11 protein-coding genes are annotated in these 19,964 nt (G+C 61.5%); 6 read left to right on the top strand and 5 right to left on the bottom strand.

The window, feature by feature from the left end:
• Positions 1–4: 4 nt before the first annotated feature.
• On the bottom strand, positions 5–1,363 hold the full coding sequence (locus V8689_RS12310; protein ID WP_056784941.1) for a glutamine synthetase family protein: 1,359 nt from the start codon (positions 1,361–1,363) through the stop codon (positions 5–7).
• Positions 1,364–1,500: 137 nt separating this feature from the next.
• Here V8689_RS12310 and V8689_RS12305 point away from each other — a divergent pair, with 137 nt between their 5' ends.
• Both V8689_RS12305 and V8689_RS12300 read left to right on the top strand, forming a co-directional pair.
• Positions 1,501–2,397 carry a helix-turn-helix domain-containing protein gene (locus V8689_RS12305; protein WP_056784365.1) on the top strand — a complete coding sequence of 299 codons (897 nt, stop codon included), beginning with the start codon at positions 1,501–1,503 and terminating at the stop codon, positions 2,395–2,397.
• Between the two features lie 557 nt (positions 2,398–2,954).
• Entirely contained in the window at positions 2,955–5,117 is a 2,163-nt protein-coding gene (locus tag V8689_RS12300; RefSeq protein WP_056784360.1) for a TonB-dependent siderophore receptor, read from the top strand.
• On the opposite strand, the gene V8689_RS12295 is transcribed toward V8689_RS12300, so the two are convergent.
• Positions 5,107–6,237, bottom strand: coding sequence for an MFS transporter (locus tag V8689_RS12295; protein WP_150072863.1), 1,131 nt, complete (start codon positions 6,235–6,237; stop codon positions 5,107–5,109). The two genes, V8689_RS12300 and V8689_RS12295, sit on opposite strands and share 11 nt — an antisense overlap.
• Positions 6,238–6,335: 98 nt before the next feature.
• On the opposite strand from V8689_RS12295, the gene V8689_RS12290 reads away from it, so the two are divergent.
• Positions 6,336–7,106, top strand: coding sequence for an AraC family transcriptional regulator (locus V8689_RS12290; protein ID WP_056784356.1), 771 nt, complete (start codon positions 6,336–6,338; stop codon positions 7,104–7,106).
• A 5-nt stretch (positions 7,107–7,111) separates the two neighbouring features.
• Here V8689_RS12290 and V8689_RS12285 read toward each other — a convergent pair whose 3' ends face one another.
• The 3 genes from V8689_RS12285 to V8689_RS12275 all read right to left on the bottom strand — a co-directional run bounded on the left by V8689_RS12285 (position 7,112) and on the right by V8689_RS12275 (position 10,134).
• Positions 7,112–7,549: a carboxymuconolactone decarboxylase family protein gene (locus tag V8689_RS12285; protein WP_003190655.1), complete on the bottom strand. Its 438-nt coding sequence runs from the start codon at positions 7,547–7,549 to the stop codon at positions 7,112–7,114.
• A 93-nt stretch (positions 7,550–7,642) separates the two neighbouring features.
• Positions 7,643–9,088: a mechanosensitive ion channel family protein gene (locus tag V8689_RS12280; RefSeq protein ID WP_056784353.1), complete on the bottom strand. Its 1,446-nt coding sequence runs from the start codon at positions 9,086–9,088 to the stop codon at positions 7,643–7,645.
• A 179-nt stretch (positions 9,089–9,267) separates the two neighbouring features.
• Positions 9,268–10,134 carry a pirin family protein gene (locus V8689_RS12275; protein WP_056784350.1) on the bottom strand — a complete coding sequence of 289 codons (867 nt, stop codon included), beginning with the start codon at positions 10,132–10,134 and terminating at the stop codon, positions 9,268–9,270.
• A gap of 774 nt (positions 10,135–10,908) precedes the next feature.
• Here V8689_RS12275 and V8689_RS12270 point away from each other — a divergent pair.
• The 3 genes from V8689_RS12270 (at position 10,909) to V8689_RS12260 (ending at position 19,963) form a co-directional block, all read left to right on the top strand.
• Positions 10,909–12,012, top strand: a complete 1,104-nt coding sequence (locus V8689_RS12270; RefSeq protein ID WP_056784347.1) for an efflux RND transporter periplasmic adaptor subunit — start codon at positions 10,909–10,911, stop codon at positions 12,010–12,012.
• 2 nt (positions 12,013–12,014) lie between these two features.
• A complete protein-coding gene (locus tag V8689_RS12265; RefSeq protein WP_056784345.1) occupies positions 12,015–15,089 on the top strand; it encodes an efflux RND transporter permease subunit in 3,075 nt (1,024 codons plus the stop codon).
• Between the two features lie 128 nt (positions 15,090–15,217).
• Positions 15,218–19,963: an RHS repeat-associated core domain-containing protein gene (locus V8689_RS12260; protein ID WP_282390120.1), complete on the top strand. Its 4,746-nt coding sequence runs from the start codon at positions 15,218–15,220 to the stop codon at positions 19,961–19,963.
• The last annotated feature ends 1 nt before the right edge of the window (position 19,964 follow it).

Raw genomic sequence — 19,964 nt, 5'->3', positions numbered from 1 at the left:
GTTTTTAGACGCTCAACAGCAGGAACTCACGCTCCCAGGAACTGATCACCCGCTTGAAATTCTCATGTTCGGCGCGCTTGACCGCCACATAGCCGCGCACGAATTTCTCGCCCAGGTACTGCTTGACCGTGTCGCAATCCTCCATGCGCGCCAGCGCATCTTCGAGGGTGAACGGCAGGCGCAGGTTGCGGCGTTCATAGGCGCGGCCTTCCACCGGGGCACTGGGTTCGATGTGCTCGATCATGCCCAGATAGCCACACAACAGGCTCGCGGCAATCGCCAGGTACGGGTTGGCATCGGCCCCCGGCAGGCGGTTTTCCACGCGCATCGCCTCCGGGCTGGAAGTGGGCACGCGCAGGCCGACGGTGCGGTTCTCTTCGCCCCATTCGACGTTGACCGGCGCCGAGGTGTCCGGCAGGAAGCGGCGGAACGAGTTCACATTGGGCGCAAACATCGGCAACAGCATGGGGATGTACTTCTGCAAGCCGCCGATGTGATGCAGGAATAACGGGCTCATGTTGCCGTCAGCATCGACGAACACCGGTTTGCCGGTGGCAATCTCCACCACGCTCTGGTGCAAATGCATGGCGCTGCCCGGCTCATCGGCCACCGGCTTGGCCATGAAGGTGGCGGCGACGTTGTGCTTGAGAGCGGCCTCACGCAAGGTGCGCTTGAACACCGTGATCTGGTCGGCCAGGTCCAGGGCGTCGCCGTGACGGAAGTTGATTTCCATCTGCGCCGGGCCGTCTTCGTGGATCAGCGTATCCAGGTCCAGGCCCTGGGCTTCGCACCAGTCATAGACATCTTCGAACAGCGGGTCGAATTCGTTGGCCGCATCGATAGAGAACGACTGGCGCCCGGTTTCGGCACGGCCGGAGCGGCCAATCGGGGTTTTCAGTGGCAGGTCCGGGTCTTCGCAGCGCTGGGTGAGGTAGAACTCCATTTCCGGCGCGACAATCGGCTGCCAGCCTTGGTCGGTGTAGAGCTGCAGGACTTTCTTCAACACATTGCGCGGCGACAGTTCGATGGGGTTGCCCTGCTTGTCGAAGGTGTCGTGGATCACGATGGCGGTGGGTTCGATGGCCCACGGCACCACGTACGTGGCGTTGGCTGCCGGGCGGCAGATCATGTCGATATCGGCCGGGTCCAGCAGGTCGTAATAGATATCGTCGTCGACAAAGTCCCCGGTTACCGTTTGCAGCAACACACTTTCCGGCAGGCGCATGCCTCGCTCATGCAGGAACTTGTTGGTGGGCGCAATCTTGCCGCGTGCGATGCCAGTCAAGTCACTGATCACGCATTCGACCTCGGTAATCTTGTGTTCTTTCAGCCAGGCGGACAGCTGATCGAAGGGGGCGTTCATAAGGACCTCGTCTTGGGTGGGATGCGACGCCGGCTTGTACTCCCAGCGCATTGAGGTCTATCTTGGGCCAGCCTTGAAACGGCATCTATCCACTTTGCACGCGGCACAACGCACCAATAGAGTGCGCACGGATCACCATGACACAGGCAACCGCTTTGCGCGTACAGGCCTTCGCCACCGGCGATGTGGCCGCCCAATGCAGTGCGACACCCGGCTGGGTGCAGCAGTACCAGCAGATGTCCCCGGGGCATTTTGCCGGGCAGGTGCGCTACCTCGACCTGCAAGGCGTGCAGGTTTACGAAGAGTGCATGAACACCCGCGTGGAGCAGCATTTCAACGCCCCCACCGGCGCCCTGACGTTCTGTTTCGACGGCAGCGACAACGCGCTGTACCTGCTCAATGGCGAAAGCCGCAACACCTGGATCACCCCGGTCAACTACCGCGAAGTGGCCGTGGTGTTCGGCCCACAGTTCGTCCAGCGCCAGGGCTTGGACATGGCCAGACTCGAAGGCCTGTTCATGGCACCGCTGACCGGCCAACAGAACGCGCTGTTCACCCGCTGGCTCAGTGGCACGCTCACGCGCTTGTCCGCCCTCACCGACCCCATCAGCCGCGATGCGCTCACCCAGCAACTGCTCGACGATTGCCTGTTTATCCTCGATAACGCCTGCGTGTGTCTGGACCGCAGTTCGCTGCAAAAGCGCAGCGAAGAACGCCGCTTGATGGCGCGCATTGGCGAATGGGCGGCGGATGCGCCGGATGAAACCGTCAACCTGCTGGAACTGGCGCAGATTGCAGGTGTGCCGTTGCGGCAATTACAGCAAGGTTTCAAGACGTACACGGGGATGAGCCCGGCGCAGTGGTTGCGGTTGCGCCGCTTGAACGGGGCGCGGCGGGAGTTGCTAAGTGGCGCTGATACCACCGTGGCCGAGGTGGCGATGAATTGGTCGTTTTGGCATTTGGGGCGGTTTTCCAACAGCTATCGGGCTTTGTTCCGGGAGCTGCCCAGCGAGACGCTGAAGCGCTTTGGTTGAAACGCTATCTCCTGTGGGAGCTGGCTTGCCTGCGAAGACGGCCTGATAGTCAACGCAGTTAGACCGGGTACATATCCGTTATTTAGGTAACGGCTACCTAGGGTTCCGCTCTGACAGCGGCTCACTTTTGAAAAGCGCAAAAGTAAGCAAAACGCTCTTGCCCCACCACTCGGCACCTCGCCTAGGCTCGGTGTGCCCGTAATCCGCCAGTGATTTGGGGGGCCGCCGCCACGCGCCATCCATGGCGCGGGGCGGCTAAACCGGCATCCCTGCCGGTTTACCCCCCAAATCACTGTCGAATTCCGGCCAGCGTGGTTTAACGGGGCGCCTAAGATCAAAAGCAGATCAAGATCAAGAGCGACTCGCTTCGCATCGTAGTTACCGTCGGCTGCTACAACCGGGCAACGTACAAAATTGTGTAGATACCTATGGCTATCGCAGGCAAGCCAGCCCACATTCGATCAGCGGTGTGGCAGAGCCCTGCTGCATAACTTGTAAAATCCCGCCGTTATGCCTAGCTTATGCGCCCCCCGCCCAGCGCTTTAAGGCCTTGCCCCATGGTTTTGCGTTTCCGCCCCGTCGTCACCTCACGTTTCGCCCTCGGCCTGTTGCTCAGCGGCGGCATCGGCAGCAGCCTGGCCGCCGAGATCGAGCTGCCGACGGTAAAGGTCCAGGGCCAGGATGAGTCGGGTTACCGCAATGAAACCGCATCGGTGGGTGGTTTTGATGAAGCGCCGCTGCTGGACACCCCCGCCTCGATCACGGTGATCAACGCCGCGCTGATCAAGGACCAGCAGGCACGCCTGCTCAGCGAAGTGCTGCGCAACGATGCCTCGGTGGGCGACAGTTACGCGCCCATTGGCTATTACGAGAATTTCGTGGTGCGTGGCTTTTCGCTGAACGCGGCCAGCAGTTACAAGATCAATGGGCGCACCATCACCGGCGAGCAGAACGTCGCCCTGGAAAACAAGCAGCAGGTAGAAGTGCTCAAGGGCCTGGCCGGGTTGCAGAGCGGCATTTCCGAGCCCAGTGGAGTAATCAATTACGTGACCAAGCGCCCTCAGGATGTGCGCTCGGTGACGGTGTCTACCGATGATCGTGGCAGTGGCTACATCGCCACCGATGTCGGCGGCTGGTTTGGCAACGAGCAGCAGTTCGGCCTGCGCGCCAACGTCGCCCATGAAGACCTCAATTCCTATGTGGAGCACGCCAACGGCCAGCGCGATTTTGTGTCCCTGGCCTTTGACTGGAATATCAGCCCCGACGCCGTGCTGCAACTGGATGCTGAATACCAGAACAAACAACAGCGTTCAGTACCCGGTTATCAGCTGCTGGGCGGCACCGAAGTGCCCCATGATGCGTCGCCGAAAAAGCTGCTGGGGCACCAGACGGGGGGCAAGCAGGTGGGGATTGATTCGCTGAACCTCAACGGCAAGTTCGAATACCGTTTCAGCGATCAGTGGAAAGGCAGTGTCAGCGCGGCGCGTAGCAAGGTGGTGATTGATGACTACAGCTCGTTTGCCTGGGGTTGCTATGGTTCGGCCAGTTGCAGCTCTGCAAGCGTGCCGAACTACTTCAGCCCCGAAGGCAATTACGACGTCTACGACTACCGCAGCCCGGACGACACTCGCCGCGACGACGAAATTCAGGCGGCCATGACCGGCCTCTTCGACACTGCCGGCATCGGCCATGAACTGACGTTTGGCACCAGCGCGTTTCGCCGGGTGATCGACAAGCGCAAGTCGGTCAACGAATTCATCGGCACCGCCAATATCGACGAAGAAGTACCGAGCTTTCCCCCGACCGACAAACCGTTGAACGACAGCCACCGCAACCTCGACAGCCGCCAGTACGGGCTGTTCGTCACCGACCGCATCCGCTTTAACGAGCAATGGCAAACCATCCTCGGCGGCCGCGAAGTACGCCTGGACGAAAAAGCCTTCGACAGCGTCACCGGCAACCAGACACGCCACACCCAACAGTACGTGTTCCTGCCCCAGGCATCGCTGATCTACAAGCCAGTGGACAACGTTTCGCTGTACACCAGCTATAGCAAGGGCCTGTCCCTGGGCGGCACCGCGCCGTGGTTTGCAGACAATGCAGATGAAACCCTCGCCCCCACCGTCTCACGCCAGCTCGAAGCCGGGGTGAAATACGACTGGCGCCGTATCAGCTTCGCCGCCGCCGTGTTCCAGACGCGCCAGGCTTACCAGTACGCCAAGCCCGAAGGTGGCACGTTCAACTACGTGCAACAGGGCCAGCAAAAAAACACCGGGATCGAATTGTCCGCCAACGGCTGGGCCACCGACCGTCTGCAGATCGCCACCAGCGTGGCCGCGATCCGAGCGCGGGTGAGCGGCAGCGGCACGCCGGAGTACGAAGGCCACCAGGCGATCAACGTGCCCAAGCTGCGCGCCAGTGTCTACGCCGACTACGCCCTGCCCTGGGTCAATGGCCTGGCGGTATTGGGCGGTGTGCAATACAGCGCCAAGAAATCCGCCAATCGCACCGGCAACGTGGAAGTGGGCGACTACGCGGTGGTCAACGTCGGTAGCCGCTACACCACCAAGGTCGATGGCTACGAGACAGTGTTTCGCCTGAGCGTCGATAACCTGTTCGACAAGCGCTACTGGCGCGACGCGGGCGAATACATGGGCGATGACTACCTGTTCCAGGGCGCACCGTTGACGGCGCGTTTGAGTGCGTCGGTCAACTTCTGAGTAGCCGCGACGTAGCCAGCCACAACGCTGCCAAGCCGCACACCAACAGGCTCCAGCCAAGATCCTGAGACCAGGTCACCAAGGCCAGCCCGCCGCCAATCACCAGGTAGTACAGCAAGCCAAACAAGGCGGCGGCGGTGCCAAGGCGGTCTCGGTAATCGACCAGGGCCGCCCCCAGCACGTTGGGAATCGCCATGCCGAAGGCCAGCACCACCAACAGCATCGGCCACACCAACAGCCAGCTGTGCTGCAGGGCCAACACCAACAGGCTTCCCACCACGGCCACCGCTGCGGCGACAACCACCAACCGCTCGCCGCTCAACCCACGCTTGAGCAAGGCTTTGTTCAGCCACGCCCCCAACCCGGAACCCAGCGCGAGCAGCACGCCGCTGTAGCCGAACTCGGCGGTGGAACGCCCTTGCTGCGCGAAGATAAACGGCCCCACGCTGTAATAGCTGAACAGCGCTATATTGAACGCCGCGACCAACCCGACCGAGCGCCATATTCCGGCGTCCTTAAGCATCAGACCGAACGTCTGGCCAAGGGCGGCGGTGGGCAAGGAGGCCGGACGGGTTTCCGGCAAGGCCCACCCACACCAGCCCCACAACACCGCCGCGAGCAGCAATAACGCGCAGAGCACGCCGCGGTAACCAAAAAATTCCACCAGGCTCGCGCCGCTGAACAAGCCGATAGCAGGACTGGCGGCCAGCGCAATACCCATCACGGAAAACACCTGGGCCAGGTCGGCACCGTGGAAACGGTCACGCAACACCGTCTGCGTGACCACCGACCCCACCGCCGCGCCAAATGCCGCGCAGGCCTGGGCCAGCAGCAAGACGTTGAATGTCGTCACCGTCAAGGCCAGCGCCGAAGCGCCCACATAGATTGCCAGCCCCATCAGCATCACCGGCCGCCGCCCCAGACGATCACTCAGCCGGCCCCACACCACCACGCCCAGAGCGAAGGCGAGGAAATACACCGACAAGGTCTGCCCTGCCCGCTCGGGCGCGACGTTAAAGGCGCGGCCGATATCGCCCAGGGCCGGGCTGTACAGGGTCTGGGCCAACTGCGGGAACATCAGCAGGGCTATGGCCAGGGTCAGCAAATTTTTAAACTTCATCACACGATCCATCCATAAACACAACGGACGGATTCTAGGGCGCGCCAGCTGGGCTATTATCCAGACTTCGACACTTTATCCATCAAATCGGACAACCCATGGCCTGGCTTGCCGCTACCGCGTCTTTCAACCCCGATGCCTTCGCAGCGCCCGTGATCGGCATCGCGGCGGTGCTGGGCAACCACGATTCGGGCCTGCATGTGCACCAGCGCGGGCAACTGTTGTTCACCCAGCAAGGTTGCACGCGCATCACCCTGGACAATCAACTGTGCCTGCTGCCACCTACCCGCGCAGCCTGGATCCCCTGCGGCCTGCCCCATCGTGCGGTGATGCAGCAGGCGGTGGATTATCGGTCGGTGTATGTGAGTGCGGCCCTGGCCCAGCAATTACCGGCCCAGGTGCGGGTGATCGAAGTGAGTGCCTTGCTCAGGGCAGTGCTGGAACCCATGGCCCTGGCGCCGTTCGAGACCGACTGGCAGGCGGGGCGCTATGCCCATTTGCTCGGGCTGTGCCTGGATGAAATCCGCCACGCGGCGGCGCAACCCATGCTGTTGCCGTTGCCACGGGACAAGCGCCTGGCGCCGCTGCTGGCCCAGCTTGACCGCTTGCCCCCCACACTGCAGGACCTGGAACAGCACATCGGCGCCAGCACCAAGACCATCGGCCGGATTTTCCTCAAGGAAACCGGCCTGGGGTATCAGCAATGGCGCCAACAGTGGCGTCTGATGCGCATGATCGAACTGCTTGCCATCGGGCGCAGCCTGGGCTACTGCGCCTTTGAACTGGGCTTTGCCAGCGACAGTGCACTGATCGCCTTTTTCAAAGGCATGACCGGCACCACGCCGCGAAACTATTTCAAAGCCAACTGACGGCCTTACTTGGGCATCTTGCGAAAGCCCACCGCCAAACGATTCCAGCTGTTGATGGTGGCGATGGCGACGCTCAGGTCCACTTGTTCCTGGGGGCTGAACTGGGCGGCCAGTGCGTCGAAGTCTTCATCCGGAGCGTGGGTCTGGCTGAGCAGGGTCAGGCTTTCGGCCCAGGCCAGGGCTGCGCGTTCACGCGGGGTGAAGAACGGGGTTTCACGCCAGGCCGACACGGTGTACAGGCGGCGCTCGGTTTCACCGCCCTTGCGGGCATCGGCGGTGTGCATGTCCAGGCAGAACGCGCAGCCATTGATCTGTGATACGCGCAGGCGCACCAGTTCCAGCAGTGGCAGTTCGATGGAGAGTTTGCCCACCGCCGCTTCCAGGGCGAGCATGGCTTTCATTGCGTCTGGGGAAGCGGTGTAGAAATCGGTACGGGTTTGCATGGTGTTGCTCCAGGACAGTGGGGTTGGTGAGCAGGTTAGTCACCCCGGCGTCCTGGAGAAATAGCCAATCCGGGCGAAGAACAGGTGACCAATCTACAGGCCACGGTTCCTCAGCCACTGCAAAAAGCCCTTCTTCACCGGCATGGCCGGCGCGTCCTGGGTCAGGGCCTGGGCAGCATGCACACGGAAATCGAGCAGCGCCTTCATCGCCTCGCCGATGTCGTGTCGCGCGTCCAGGCAAGGCTTGAGGTATTCCTTCTCGATGCGGTACAGCGTGCAGAAGGTCTTGGCGGTGAAATCCGCCAGCGCCGCCTGGTCGGACAGGATCCCCGCTTCGCCAATCACCTCCCCCGGCCCCATTCGCCCGGCTTCGAACTTATGCCCGTCTTTGAGCAGCAGCACCGAGACCACGCCGGATTCGACAATGAACAGGTGATCGCTGACCTCCCCCGCGGCCAGGATCATGTCCCCAGCGCGGTAGGTGTGCAGGGTCATGTTCTGGCTGAAGGTGTCTTTTTCTTCCTGGCGCAAGGTGGAGAAAATCGTCGAGCGCTCCAGCAAGGCGCGGGCGCCAGACACCGCAGGCGGCGTGCTGCCTTCGGTGGCGGACAGCAGGCCCACGCCCGCCGCCTGTAAATGCCGGTAGGCCAGGTCGTAAAGCTGGTTGCGGGTTTCGCGCTTGAGGCCCATGGCCGGCACAAAACCGCTGATTTCGTATTCCACGCCACTGCCAGTGGAGGCCTTGAACGCCACGCTGGGCGCCGGCTGGGCCAGCAACGGTCGGCAGCCTTGCATCGCACGCTCCAGGGCTTCGATCACGGTTTGCGGGCGCGCATGGGGGCTGACTTGCAGGCTGACCGCCAGGCCGAACATGTCCGCCGGGCGCGAGAAGTTGATGATCTTGGCCTTGGCCGCCAGGGAGTTGGGGATCACCGCCAGGCTGCCCTGGGAGGTTTGCAGGCGTGTGGCACGCCAGTCGATATCGGTGACACGGCCTTCGGTGCCGTCGATGGAGATCCAGTCATCGATCTGGTAAGGCTTGGTGGTATTGAGGACGATCCCGGAAAACACGTCGCTCAAGGTGCTTTGCAAGGCCAGGCCGACGATGATCGCCACGGCGCCGGAGGTGGCCAGCACGCCCTTGACCGGCAGGTCGAGCACGTAGGCCATGGCGGCGATGATCGCGATGAGGAAAATCACCGCGCCCAGCAGGTCTTGCAACAAGCGCCCGGTATGGCCGACCCGCTGCATCATCACCGCGCCGAGCAACACCGTGAGGGTGCGGGCGGCGAACAACCACCAGCCGATCTGCAGCGCCGTGGCGGCGAGGTGCAAGGTGGTGTCATCGGCATAGGGCGCCGCTTGCATGGGGTTCATGCCGTCGTTGAACAGCACGGCGCTGAACACCGCAAAAATCACCAGCCGTGCCGCGAGTTTCCAGTTGGCCAGGTTGGGGGAAATAAGGCGCCACACGGCGATGTCGATCAGGATCAACGCCACGGCGCACAGCATCGGGTGATCAGTGATAAATGAGGGCATCCAGGCGACTCCAGGGCGAATGCCGAGAAGATCGCATGAAATCAGAACCCTGGAAACAAAATGTAGGAGCGAGCTTGCTCGCGAAAAACCACAACGATGACGCGTGCTGTCTGATTGAACGCGGTATGTTGAAGTTCTTCGCGAGCAAGCTCGCTCCTACAGGGGTTTGCGGTGAATCGTCAGGCGTGCATCTGCCCGAATTTGCCCGACTGGAAGTCGACAAATGCCTGGTGAATCTCCTGCTCGGTGTTCATCACGAACGGACCGTGGCCGACGATGGGCTCGTCGATGGGTTCGCCGCTGAGCAGCAGCACCTTGGCGTCGTCGTTGGACTCCAGGGTCAGTTGCTTGCCGTCGCGCTCGAACAGCGCCAATTGCCCTTGGCGTGCGACTTCTTCGCCATTGATCAACAACGTGCCGCTGAGCACCACCAAGGCGGTGTTACGCCCGGCGTGCAGGTCCAGCGTGACCGCTTTACCGGCGTTGAGGCGCAAATCCCACACGTCAATCGGCGTGAAGGTGCGGGCCGGGCCTTGCGCACCGGCAAATTCCCCGGCGATCAGGCGCAGGTGGCCGGCGTCGTTCGCCAGTGGCAGCACCGGAATGTCGCCATCGACGATGGTCTGGTAACCGGCATCCGCCATTTTGTCCTTGGCCGGCAGGTTGACCCACAGTTGCACCATCTCCAGTGCGCCGCCGCGACGGGCGAAGTCTTGGGAGTGGAACTCCTCGTGAAGAATGCCCTTGGCTGCGGTCATCCATTGCACATCGCCTGGGCCGATTTTGCCGCCGGCACCGGTGGAATCGCGGTGCTCGACTTCGCCGTCGTAGACGATGGTCACGGTTTCAAAGCCGCGGTGCGGGTGCTGGCCGACGCCACGGCGCTGTGCGGTGGGGGTGAATTCGGCGGGGCCTGCGTGATCCAGCAACAGGAATGGGCTGATGTGCTTGCCCATGGTGTCGTAGGAAAACAACGTGCGTACCGGGAAGCCGTCGCCGACCCAGTGGGCGCGGGGGCTGGTGTAGATACCAATCAGCTTTTTCATGGTGTACCTCCAAAGTGAGTACACCTTAAATCGTCTCACCCTTGAACACTAGCCGGTAAAAATGGCCCTGATCGTTCTACAGATAGAACGATGCTTTAACCTGTGGGAGCTGGCTTGCCTGCGATGACGGCCTGCCAGTCGCCCCATATCTACCTGACACCCCACAATCCAACTGTGGGAGCGGGCTTGCTCGCGAAGACGGCCTGGCAGTCAACACAGTTGGATTGCGTACATATCCATTGCTGCGGTAACGGCCACTTAGGGTTCCGCTCTGACAGCGGGTCACTTTTGGAAAAGAGCCCCAAAAGTAACCAAAAGGGCTCTTGCCCCACCACTCGGCACCTCGCCTAGGCTCGGTGTGCCCGTAATCCGCCAGTGATTTGGGGGGCCGCCGCCACGCGCCATCCATGGCGCGGGGCGGCTAAACCGGCATCCCTGCCGGTTTACCCCCCAAATCCCTGTCGAATTCCGGCCAGCGTGGTTTAACGGGGCGCTTGAGATCAAAAGCAGATCAAGATCAAGAGCGGCTCGCTTCGCATCGTGGTTAGCATTGGCTGCTACAACCTACAAAAATGTGTAGATACCTATGCTGCGATAGTGGTGGTTCGGTTGACTCATCAGTGACTGACACTCCGCTTTCGCGAACAAGCCCAGTGGAGATCTGCACATAGCTGACTGGGATTATCAGGAGGCTGGATTAATTTATATTTCAACCATAATATAAGTAAAAAATTACACCCGTAATTTTTTGCACAATGGTTTCCGGAGTTCGCCATGCCCCCTCTCCCCCTGCGTCTTCTCACGCCCCTGGCCCTGTTGATGTTCCTCAATGGCTGCAACAGCAAGGCCGATACCGCCCAGGTGCCAGTGCCGCGCCCGGTGCTCGCCGCCAAAGTCGAAGCCGGCGGCACCCAGCAAAGCGCTTATACCGGCGTGGTGGCGGCTCGCACTGAAAGCAACCTAGGTTTTCGGGTCAGCGGCAAGGTGATCGAGCGCAAGGTCGACCCCGGCCAGCATGTCTCACGTGGCGATACCTTGCTGGTGCTGGACATCGGCGACTTCGAACTGGCGCTGCGTTCGGCCAAGAACCGCGTCAACGCCGCCGAGGCGCAACTGCGCCAGCGTCGTGACGATGAAAACCGTTACCAGCGCCTGGCCAGTACCGGCGCGGTGTCGCGGCAGATCTTCGACCAGTCGGCCACCAACCTGCGCGTCGCCCAAGCCGAACTGGCCGCGGCGCAATCGGATGCCAGCCAGATCGAAAACCGCCGCACTTATTCGGTACTCAAGGCCGATGGCGACGGCATCATCACCGACGTGCTGGCCGATCGCGGCCAAGTGGTGGCCGAGGGGCAAGTCGTCGCGCGCCTGGCCCATGACGGTGCCCGTGAAGCCATCGTCAACTTGCCGGAAAACCAGCGTGACCTGGCCACGCAAAAAGCCTTGGCATTCCCCTTCGGCGCCCCCGACCAGGCCGTGACCGCCAGCCTGCGCGAGCTGTCTGCCAGCGCCGACCCGGTCACCCGCACTTACCGCGCACGTTATGTGCTGCAGGGTTCGGGCGAGCGTTTCGCGCTCGGCTCCACCATCACCGTGCGCCTGCAAGGCAACGGCCAGCCCCAGCAAACCCGCGTGCCCATTGGCGCCTTGCAGGATGCAGGGCAAGGCACGGGCGTCTGGCTGATTGGCGATGACCAAAAGATCAGTTTCGCCCCGGTGAAAGTCGCCAGCCTCGGCCAGGAAGACGCCTTGCTCGACAGCGGCGTAACACCCGGCCAAACCATCGTCGCCCTTGGCGCTCACCTGCTGCACAGCGGCGACACGGTGCGCTTGCTGCCCGCCCAGGCGCTGGCCCTCAACCGTCAGCAGGATCAATGAGTATGCGCGGGATCAACCTCTCCGAACTGGCCGTCAAACACCGCGCCGTCACCCTGTTTTTGCTGATTGCGATCCTCGTCGCCGGGGTCTTCGCCTTCGGCAAGCTGGGGCGCGCCGAAGACCCTTCCTTTACCGTCAAGGTCATGACCATCACCGCTGCCTGGCCCGGCGCTACCGCCCAGGAGATGCAGGAGCAAGTGGCCGACCGCCTGGAAAAACGCCTGCAGGAACTGGACTACTACGACCGCGTCGAGACCATCGCCCAGCCGGGCTTTGTGTCGATGCGCATGACCTTCCTCGAATCCACCCGCCCGAGCGAGATCCAGGCGCTGTTCTACCAGACACGCAAAAAGCTCAGCGACGAAGCTGCGCAACTGCCAAAGGGCGTGATCGGGCCGTTTTTCAATGATGAATATTCCGATGTGTACTTTGCGTTGTACGCCCTGGAAGCCGAACACCTGCCCCACCGCCAGCAAGTGCAAATGGCCGAACAATTGCGCCAGGGCCTGCTCAACCTGCCCGGGGTGAAGAAGGTCAATATCCTCGGCGAACAGGCCCAGCGCGTGTTTGTCGAGTTTTCCTATGAGCGTCTGGCAACCCTGGGCATCAAGCCCGAACAGATCTTCGCCGCCCTCGCCGCACAAAACGCCGTGGCCCCTTCAGGCTTCGTCGAAACCGCGGGCGCCCGCGCCTATATCCGCATCGACGGCGCGTTCGACAGCCTGGCATTGATCGAGAACGTGCCCCTGCAAGTCAATGGCCGCGTATTGCGCATCGCCGATGTAGCCACCGTGAGCCGGGGTTATGAAGACCCGCCCAGTTACCGCATCCGCCACCAGGGCGACCCGGCGCTGATGCTGGGCGTGATCATGGAGAAGCACTGGAACGGTCTTGAACTGGACAAGAGTCTGCAAGCCGAAGAAGCGCGAATCCAGGCCGACCTGCCCCTGGGCGTGAACTTCGCCAAAGTCTCCGACCAGGCGAAAAACATCAGCCTGGCGGTCAACGAGTTCATGCTCAAATTCTTCGTCGCCCTGGCGGTGGTGATGCTGATCAGCCTGTTGGCCCTGGGCTTTCGCGTGGGGCTGGTGGTGGCGGCCGCCGTGCCGCTGACCCTGTCGATCGTGTTCGTGATCATGCTGGTCACAGGCCGGGAATTCGACCGTGTCACCCTCGGCGCGCTGATCATCTCCCTGGGCCTGTTGGTGGACGACGCCATCATCGCCATCGAGATGATGGTGGTGAAACTGGAAGAAGGGTTTGACCGCATTCACGCGGCGACCTATGCCTGGAGCTCCACCGCCGCGCCCATGCTCACCGGTACGCTGGTGACCATCATTGGCTTTCTGCCGGTGGGGTTTGCGCGCTCCGGTGCCGGCGAGTACGCCGGCAATATCTTCTGGATTGTCGGGTTTGCATTGATTTCGTCATGGCTGGTCGCGGTGGTGTTCACGCCTTACCTGGGCGTGAAGATGCTACCGCAGATCAAGCCAGTGCCCGGCGGGCATGACGCAATTTACGCCGGGCGCTACTACCAGAAACTGCGCCGTCTGGTGGAGGCCTGCGTGCGTGGGCGCTGGCTGGTAACTGGGCTGGTGGTGGCCGCGTTTGTGCTGTGTGGTCTGGGTATGGCGGTGGTGAAGAAACAGTTCTTCCCGGACTCCGACCGCTCGGAGCTGATTCTGGAAGTGTATATGCCGCCCGGCAGCGCGTTCAAAAGCACCGAGGCGGTGGCGGCGCAGGTGGAGAAGGCCCTGTTACAGGAACCCCAAACGAGCATGGTCGACACCTATGTGGGCGGCGGCGCACCGCGGTTTTTCCTGTCGTTGAACCCTGAAATGCCGGACCCTGCGTTTGCCAAGTTGATTGTGCAGACGCCGGACTCCCACGCCCGCGACGCACTGAAACTGCGGATGCGTGAGCGCATTGCGGCGGGCGAATTCCCCTCGGCGCGGGTACGGGTCACACAGCTCGTGTTCGGCCCGCCAGTACCGTTCCCGGTGGTGTTCCGTGTTTCCGGGCCGGACCTGAATGTGCTGCGCGGGCTGTCTGAAGACGTGCGTCAGGTGGTGGCCGGCAACAAGCTGACCCGCGACACCTTCCTCGAATGGGGCGAACGTGCCAGCGGTTATCGCCTGGTGCTGGACCAGGATCGCTTGCGCCTGCTGGGGTTCACGCCGGACGAGGTCAAGTCCCAGCTCAACGCTTTGCTCAGCGGCAACCCGATCACCGAAGTGCGCGAAGGCAACCGTACCGTGTCGGTGGTGGCCCGCGCCCAGGGCAGCCAGCGTGAAGACCTGGCCAACCTCAACAACATGACGCTGACCAACAGCGCCGGTACCTCGGTGCCGCTGGCCCAGGTCGGGCATTTCCAGGCGGTCATGGAAGAACCGATCCTCAAGCGCCGCGACCGCGCCACCACCGTGGAGGTACGCGCCGACATCATCGACGGCGTACAACCGCCCGACGTGGAAATGGCCGTGTACAAAGACCTGCAACCGCTGATCGCGAAGTTGCCCAGCGGTTACAAAATCGACATCGGCGGCCCGGTTGAGGAAAGCGCCAAGGCCAACGTCGCCCTGGCGGCGCTGTTCCCGATCATGATCTTGCTGACGCTCACGGTGATCATGTTCCAGGTGCGCTCGTTCGGCGTGATGTTCATGGTGTTCGCTACCGCGCCTTTGGGCCTGATCGGCGCAGTGCCCACCTTGTTGTTGTTCAACCAGCCGTTCGGCTTTAACGCGATTCTCGGCCTGATTGGCATCGGCGGCATCCTGATGCGCAATACGCTGATCTTCACCGACCAGATCCGCCAGAACCAGGACCACGGCATGGCGATTCGCGAGGCCATTATCGAAGCCACCGTGCGGCGTGCCCGGCCGGTGATCCTTACGGCACTGGCGGCGGCGCTGGCGTTTATTCCGCTGACGTTGTCGGTGTTCTGGTCGTCCCTGGCCTATGTGCTGATTGGCGGTGTGCTGGTGGGCACGGTGTTGACGCTGCTGTTTCTGCCGGCGCTGTGCAGCCTGGTGCTGCGCGACAAGGTTGCTGAAATGTCCCACGTAACGGCCGGATAAGCTCTACTCCCCTCCCCTGTAAACCGCTGCAAAGTCCCTCGCCTGATCAAACAGTGCGAGGGATTGCAGATGGTTTTTCCTGTGAGTGCCTTGGTTACCTGGCCGCCCCCCGTGGGGAGCCGTCGCGGATGACCCAAGCAGCCCAAATTACCTTTATCGAACACGAGCTGGATGGTTTCCATCAGAGCCTGGCGGAGTATCGCCAGCAGATGGGCGCCTGGTATTCGCGTGCGCTGGATACGGTCAGTCATGCAGCGGACATGCCGTCATTGCTGGGTATGGACCGGGTATTACGGGCTGGGGATGCGCAGCAGTCGGTGAGTCTTGGCGATGCGGACTTTGCCACCGTGGCCCGCTGTCCGGCAGGGGGTGTGCTGAAGATCCAGAGCAGGTTCGAGTCAGCGTACGACGTGCCAATCGGCAATATTCCGGTTGAGGTGATCGGGCTGGATGACGGCAGTTCCAGGGTCATCCTGCTCGACGAGCACGGCGAAGGTTCCCACGACTGCGCCGCCGGCGGGCGCTATCAGGTGAGGGTTCAAGGCGGTGTTTCAGCGCAGCAAGTCGATGCCTTGTTTGCGTCCTATGCGGGGCTGACAGCGGATCTGGAGCAATGGCTGCGCGAACAGTGGCAAGGCTTCAAACCGCATTGGCAGCAATCCCCCGCTAGCGCAATTGGCAGCGGCGTGCTGGCCGGCAGTTGGGCGGCGATCCGTGACGCGTGGGACAGCGTCAAGCAGGTGCAGGCGATGCTTGAAGACCCGCTCAAGTACGTCGAGCAACTGGGTAGCGAGGCGGCCAGGTTGGCGCAAATCGCCACCGATGCGCCCAGGGTCATGGAACAGGCGATGTTGCTGGCCAGTGATGAGGCCGCGCTGTACCTGTTACTGCGCACTGCCATGATCTGGCTGGAGGCGTTACCGCCCAGTGAAGTCGCGCAAGCAGCCGCTGGTTTTATGGTGTCGCTGCTGATTGACCTGGTGATTGGCGCGGTGCTGACCATCGCGCTGCCGGCGGCGGGCGTGGCGTATTTGAGTATGCGCCTGGTCAAGTACGGTGCGCGGGTGCTTCAGTCGGCCGTGGGTTTCGTGACCGGTGTGCTTACGATCCTCACGAAGTTCATGCAGGCGGTGGACCGCTACAAAGCGGTGGCGGTTCGCGGGGTGGTAGGTGGGCTGAAGCAAGGCACGATGCAGATGCGCTGGCGGGCGCGGCAGAACGCGGTGCTGATGCAGAAAGAGCGTGTGGATGATGTACCGGCGGTGGCTTCAAATCCGAAGGGGGATGCGGCGGCACCAGCGGACAAGACCGCTACCCACGGTTGCCCGGTGTCGATGGTCACTGGTGAGGAATTGCTCACCCTTACCGACGGCGCTCTGGACGGGATCTTGCCGTTTGAGTGGACGCGGCTGTATCGCACCAGCGCGGTGGATGTCGATTGTGGGTTGGGGTTTGGTTGGAGCCATGCGCTGGCCCATCGGCTGGTGGTGTCGGGCGATTCGGTGGTGTGGACCGACCATGAGAACCGCTCGACTACCCTGCCCTTGCCCACCGACTCTCGGCCCGCGATCACCAATAGCCTGGCCGAAGCGGCGATCTATTTGGGTTCGGCGCCTGACGAGTTGGTGCTGGCCCAGGCCTCGCGTTTCTATCACTTTCGCGACGGTGTGCTGACAACCATCAGCGATGCGTATGACAACCGCCTGCGCCTTTGCCGTGATCACTCAGGGCGGATTGAGCGGCTGGATAACGGTGCGGGTCGCTCGTTGCTGTTGCGTTATGAGTTGGGTCGCATCGTCGCGGTGGACTATCAGGTGCATCGCGCCAAAGGGCGTGAGCCCTACGTGTGGGAGACCGAACAGAACGTTGTTTCCTACGCCTATGACGAACACGGACGACTGGTCTGCGCGACCAATGCCGTCGGGGAAAGCGAGCGTTATCGGTATGACGATCAGCACGTCATTCTGGAACGCCAACTGGCCGGTGGCGCGAGTTTCTTTTGGGAATGGGAACGCGCGGGCAAAGCCGCGCGCTGCGTGCGGCATTGGGCGAGTTTTTCGCAGATGGACACGCGTTACGCCTGGGGCGATGACGGGCGTGTCACCGTGCATAACGCCGATGGTAGCCAGGAGGTGTATGTCCATGACCAGTGGGCGCGGTTGGTGCAGCGCATCGATCCGGACGGCGCCACGCACTTTAAAACCTACGACGACCAGGGCCGGCTGACTGTCGAGCAAGACCCGATGGGCGCGGTGACGGCCTATCAATATGACGATGCCGGACGCTTGGTGGCGCTGTTTCCCGGGGATGATGAGCCGACGGCCTACGAGCATGACAATGGGTTCGTACGGGTTGTGCGCCGTGGGGAGGCGGTCTGGAAATATGAGCGTAATGACCAGGGCGACGTTACGCGCAAGACCGATCCTGATGGTGAGGTTACGGACTACAGCTACAACAAACAGGGGCAACTGACGGGGATTTGGTACCCGGACAGCAGCTGTCATCGGCTGGTGTGGAACGAGCGTGGGCAGTTGCTTGAGGAGCAATTGCCCAATGGTGGGATCAAGCGTTATCGCTATGACGATCTGGGTCGACAGGTTGCCCGTGAGGATGAGCACGGCGCACTAATCCAGTATCAGTGGGACGCCGCAGGACGTTTGCTGAAACTGACCCAGCCCGGCGGTGGTTGTAAGGAATTCAGCTACAACCCCTACGGCAAAATCATCGCAGAACGCGACGAACTGGGCCACGTCACCCGCTACGAATACGCAGACGGCCTGCACCTGATCAGCCGTCGCTTCAACGCCGACGGCACCCAAGTCAACTACCGCTACGACAACGCCCGGCTGCTGCTCACCGAGATCGAAAACGAAGCCGGCGAAACCTACCAACTCGACTACCACCCCAACGGCCTGATCCGCCAGGAAACCGGCTTCGACGGCCAGCGCACCGCGTATGCCTACGACCTTAACGGCAACCTGCTGGAGAAAACCGAATACGGCGACGATGACAGTCAGCTCATCACCCGCTACCAGCGCGACCACGCCGGACGCCTCGTAAGAAAAACCCTGCCCGACAACAGCGTTGTCGACTACGCCTACGACCGCCAAGGCAACCTCCTCAGCGTCGAAGACGGCCACTGGGCGCTGGCCTACGAATACGACCGCCAAAACCGCCTCACCGCCGAACACCAAGGCTGGGGCACCCTGCGCTACGGCTACGACGCCTGCGGCCAGCTTAAAAACCTGTGCCTGCCAGACAACAACCGCGTCACCTTCAACCACGACAAAGGCGGCCACCTCGCCACCGTCGAACTCAATGGTGGATTGCTCACCTCACATCTATTCAAGAGCGGCCGCGAACATCAGCGCCAGCAAGGCCAACTGCTCAGCCACTACCACTACGACGACCAACACCGCCTGCACGCCCACGCGGTCACCCAGCAACAGAACCATTTTTACCAACGCCAATACGACTACGACAAAACCGGCAACCTCACCCGCCTGCTCGACACCCGCAAAGGCGAGCACCTTTACCGCTACGACCCGCTAAATCGCCTGATCCGCGCCGATCACTCCCAAGACGTGCAGGAACGCTTCGGCCACAACCCCGCCGGCAACCTGCTGATGCAAGACCGCCCCGGCCCGGACATCGTCGCGGCCAATCGTCTGATGATCCAGGGCGACCGCCACTACGACTACAACGCCTTCGGCAACTTGATTCGTGAGCGGCGCGGCAAAGGTCAGCAACTCATCACCGAATACCGCTACGACTGCCAGCATCGGTTAATAAGCATCACAAAGCCGAACGGCCTAACCGCCAGCTATCGCTACGACCCATTTGGGCGGCGCATCAGCAAGACCGTGGACGGCAAGACCACCGAGTTTTTCTGGCAAGGCGACAAGCTGATTGCCGAGCACCATGCAGAGCGCCATCGCAGCTACCTCTACGAACCAGATAGCTTCCGCCCATTGGCTCTGCTGGAAGGCTTTGGCCCACACGCCACAACGCCCTACCACTACCAACTCGACCACCTCGGCACCCCGCAGGAACTGACCAGCCCCGAGGGCGAAATCGTCTGGTCCGCCCACTACCGCGCCTACGGCCAGATCGCCCGACTCGACGTATGCAAAATCGACAACCCACTGCGGTTTCAAGGGCAGTACTTCGATGCGGAAAGCGGGCTGCACTACAACCGCCATCGCTACTACAATCCGGATATTGGTCGCTACCTGACGCCGGATCCGGTGAAGCTAGCGGGTGGGATCAATGGGTATCGGTATGCGCCCAATCCAACGGGATGGGTCGACCCGCTAGGCTTGAATTCATGCCCTGGCGGTGATGGGTGTAAACCCAGTACTAGCGCCCAAAACCCTGCGGCAAGTGTTAACCATGGAGAACCGGCCCTACCGCAACTGACCCGTGCGCAGCGGCAGGCGAGAATTGATGAGCTTGCAGAGGCAAACGCCTATAAGCATTTAGATGAGCTTGAAAAAGCAACACCCGGAGCACACTTTTTAGAGAAGCACGGAAAGCAAACGACACTCGCGTCTCAACTGGAACGATTACAGACGGCTAAAAATCCAACTACAGGAATAGTCGAATACTTCACATCAGGACCCAAAGCAGGGGAGCCGAAATATCCACCTGCTGCCACCCACTTTTTCAGCCATAGAGATCAACTGAATGCAATACATCGAGCTCAACTAATATTCAGAAGAAACGGGCTTGCCCAGTCTTTAAAGCCGATGCACATGGGGAAAATTGTGGGTGAAGGGTACTCTGGGAACGAAATGCAATACAGCCAACAATCCAAGGCACGAGTAATACTGAATAGCGCTGGCCAACCCAAAACTGCTTACACGGAATTATGAT

The organism is Pseudomonas sp. AK181 (genome assembly GCF_051122975.1).
Classification (GTDB): domain Bacteria; phylum Pseudomonadota; class Gammaproteobacteria; order Pseudomonadales; family Pseudomonadaceae; genus Aquipseudomonas; species Aquipseudomonas lactis.
The sequence above is the reverse complement of the archived record's forward strand: the minus strand, read 5'-3'. Positions and strand labels throughout refer to the sequence as shown.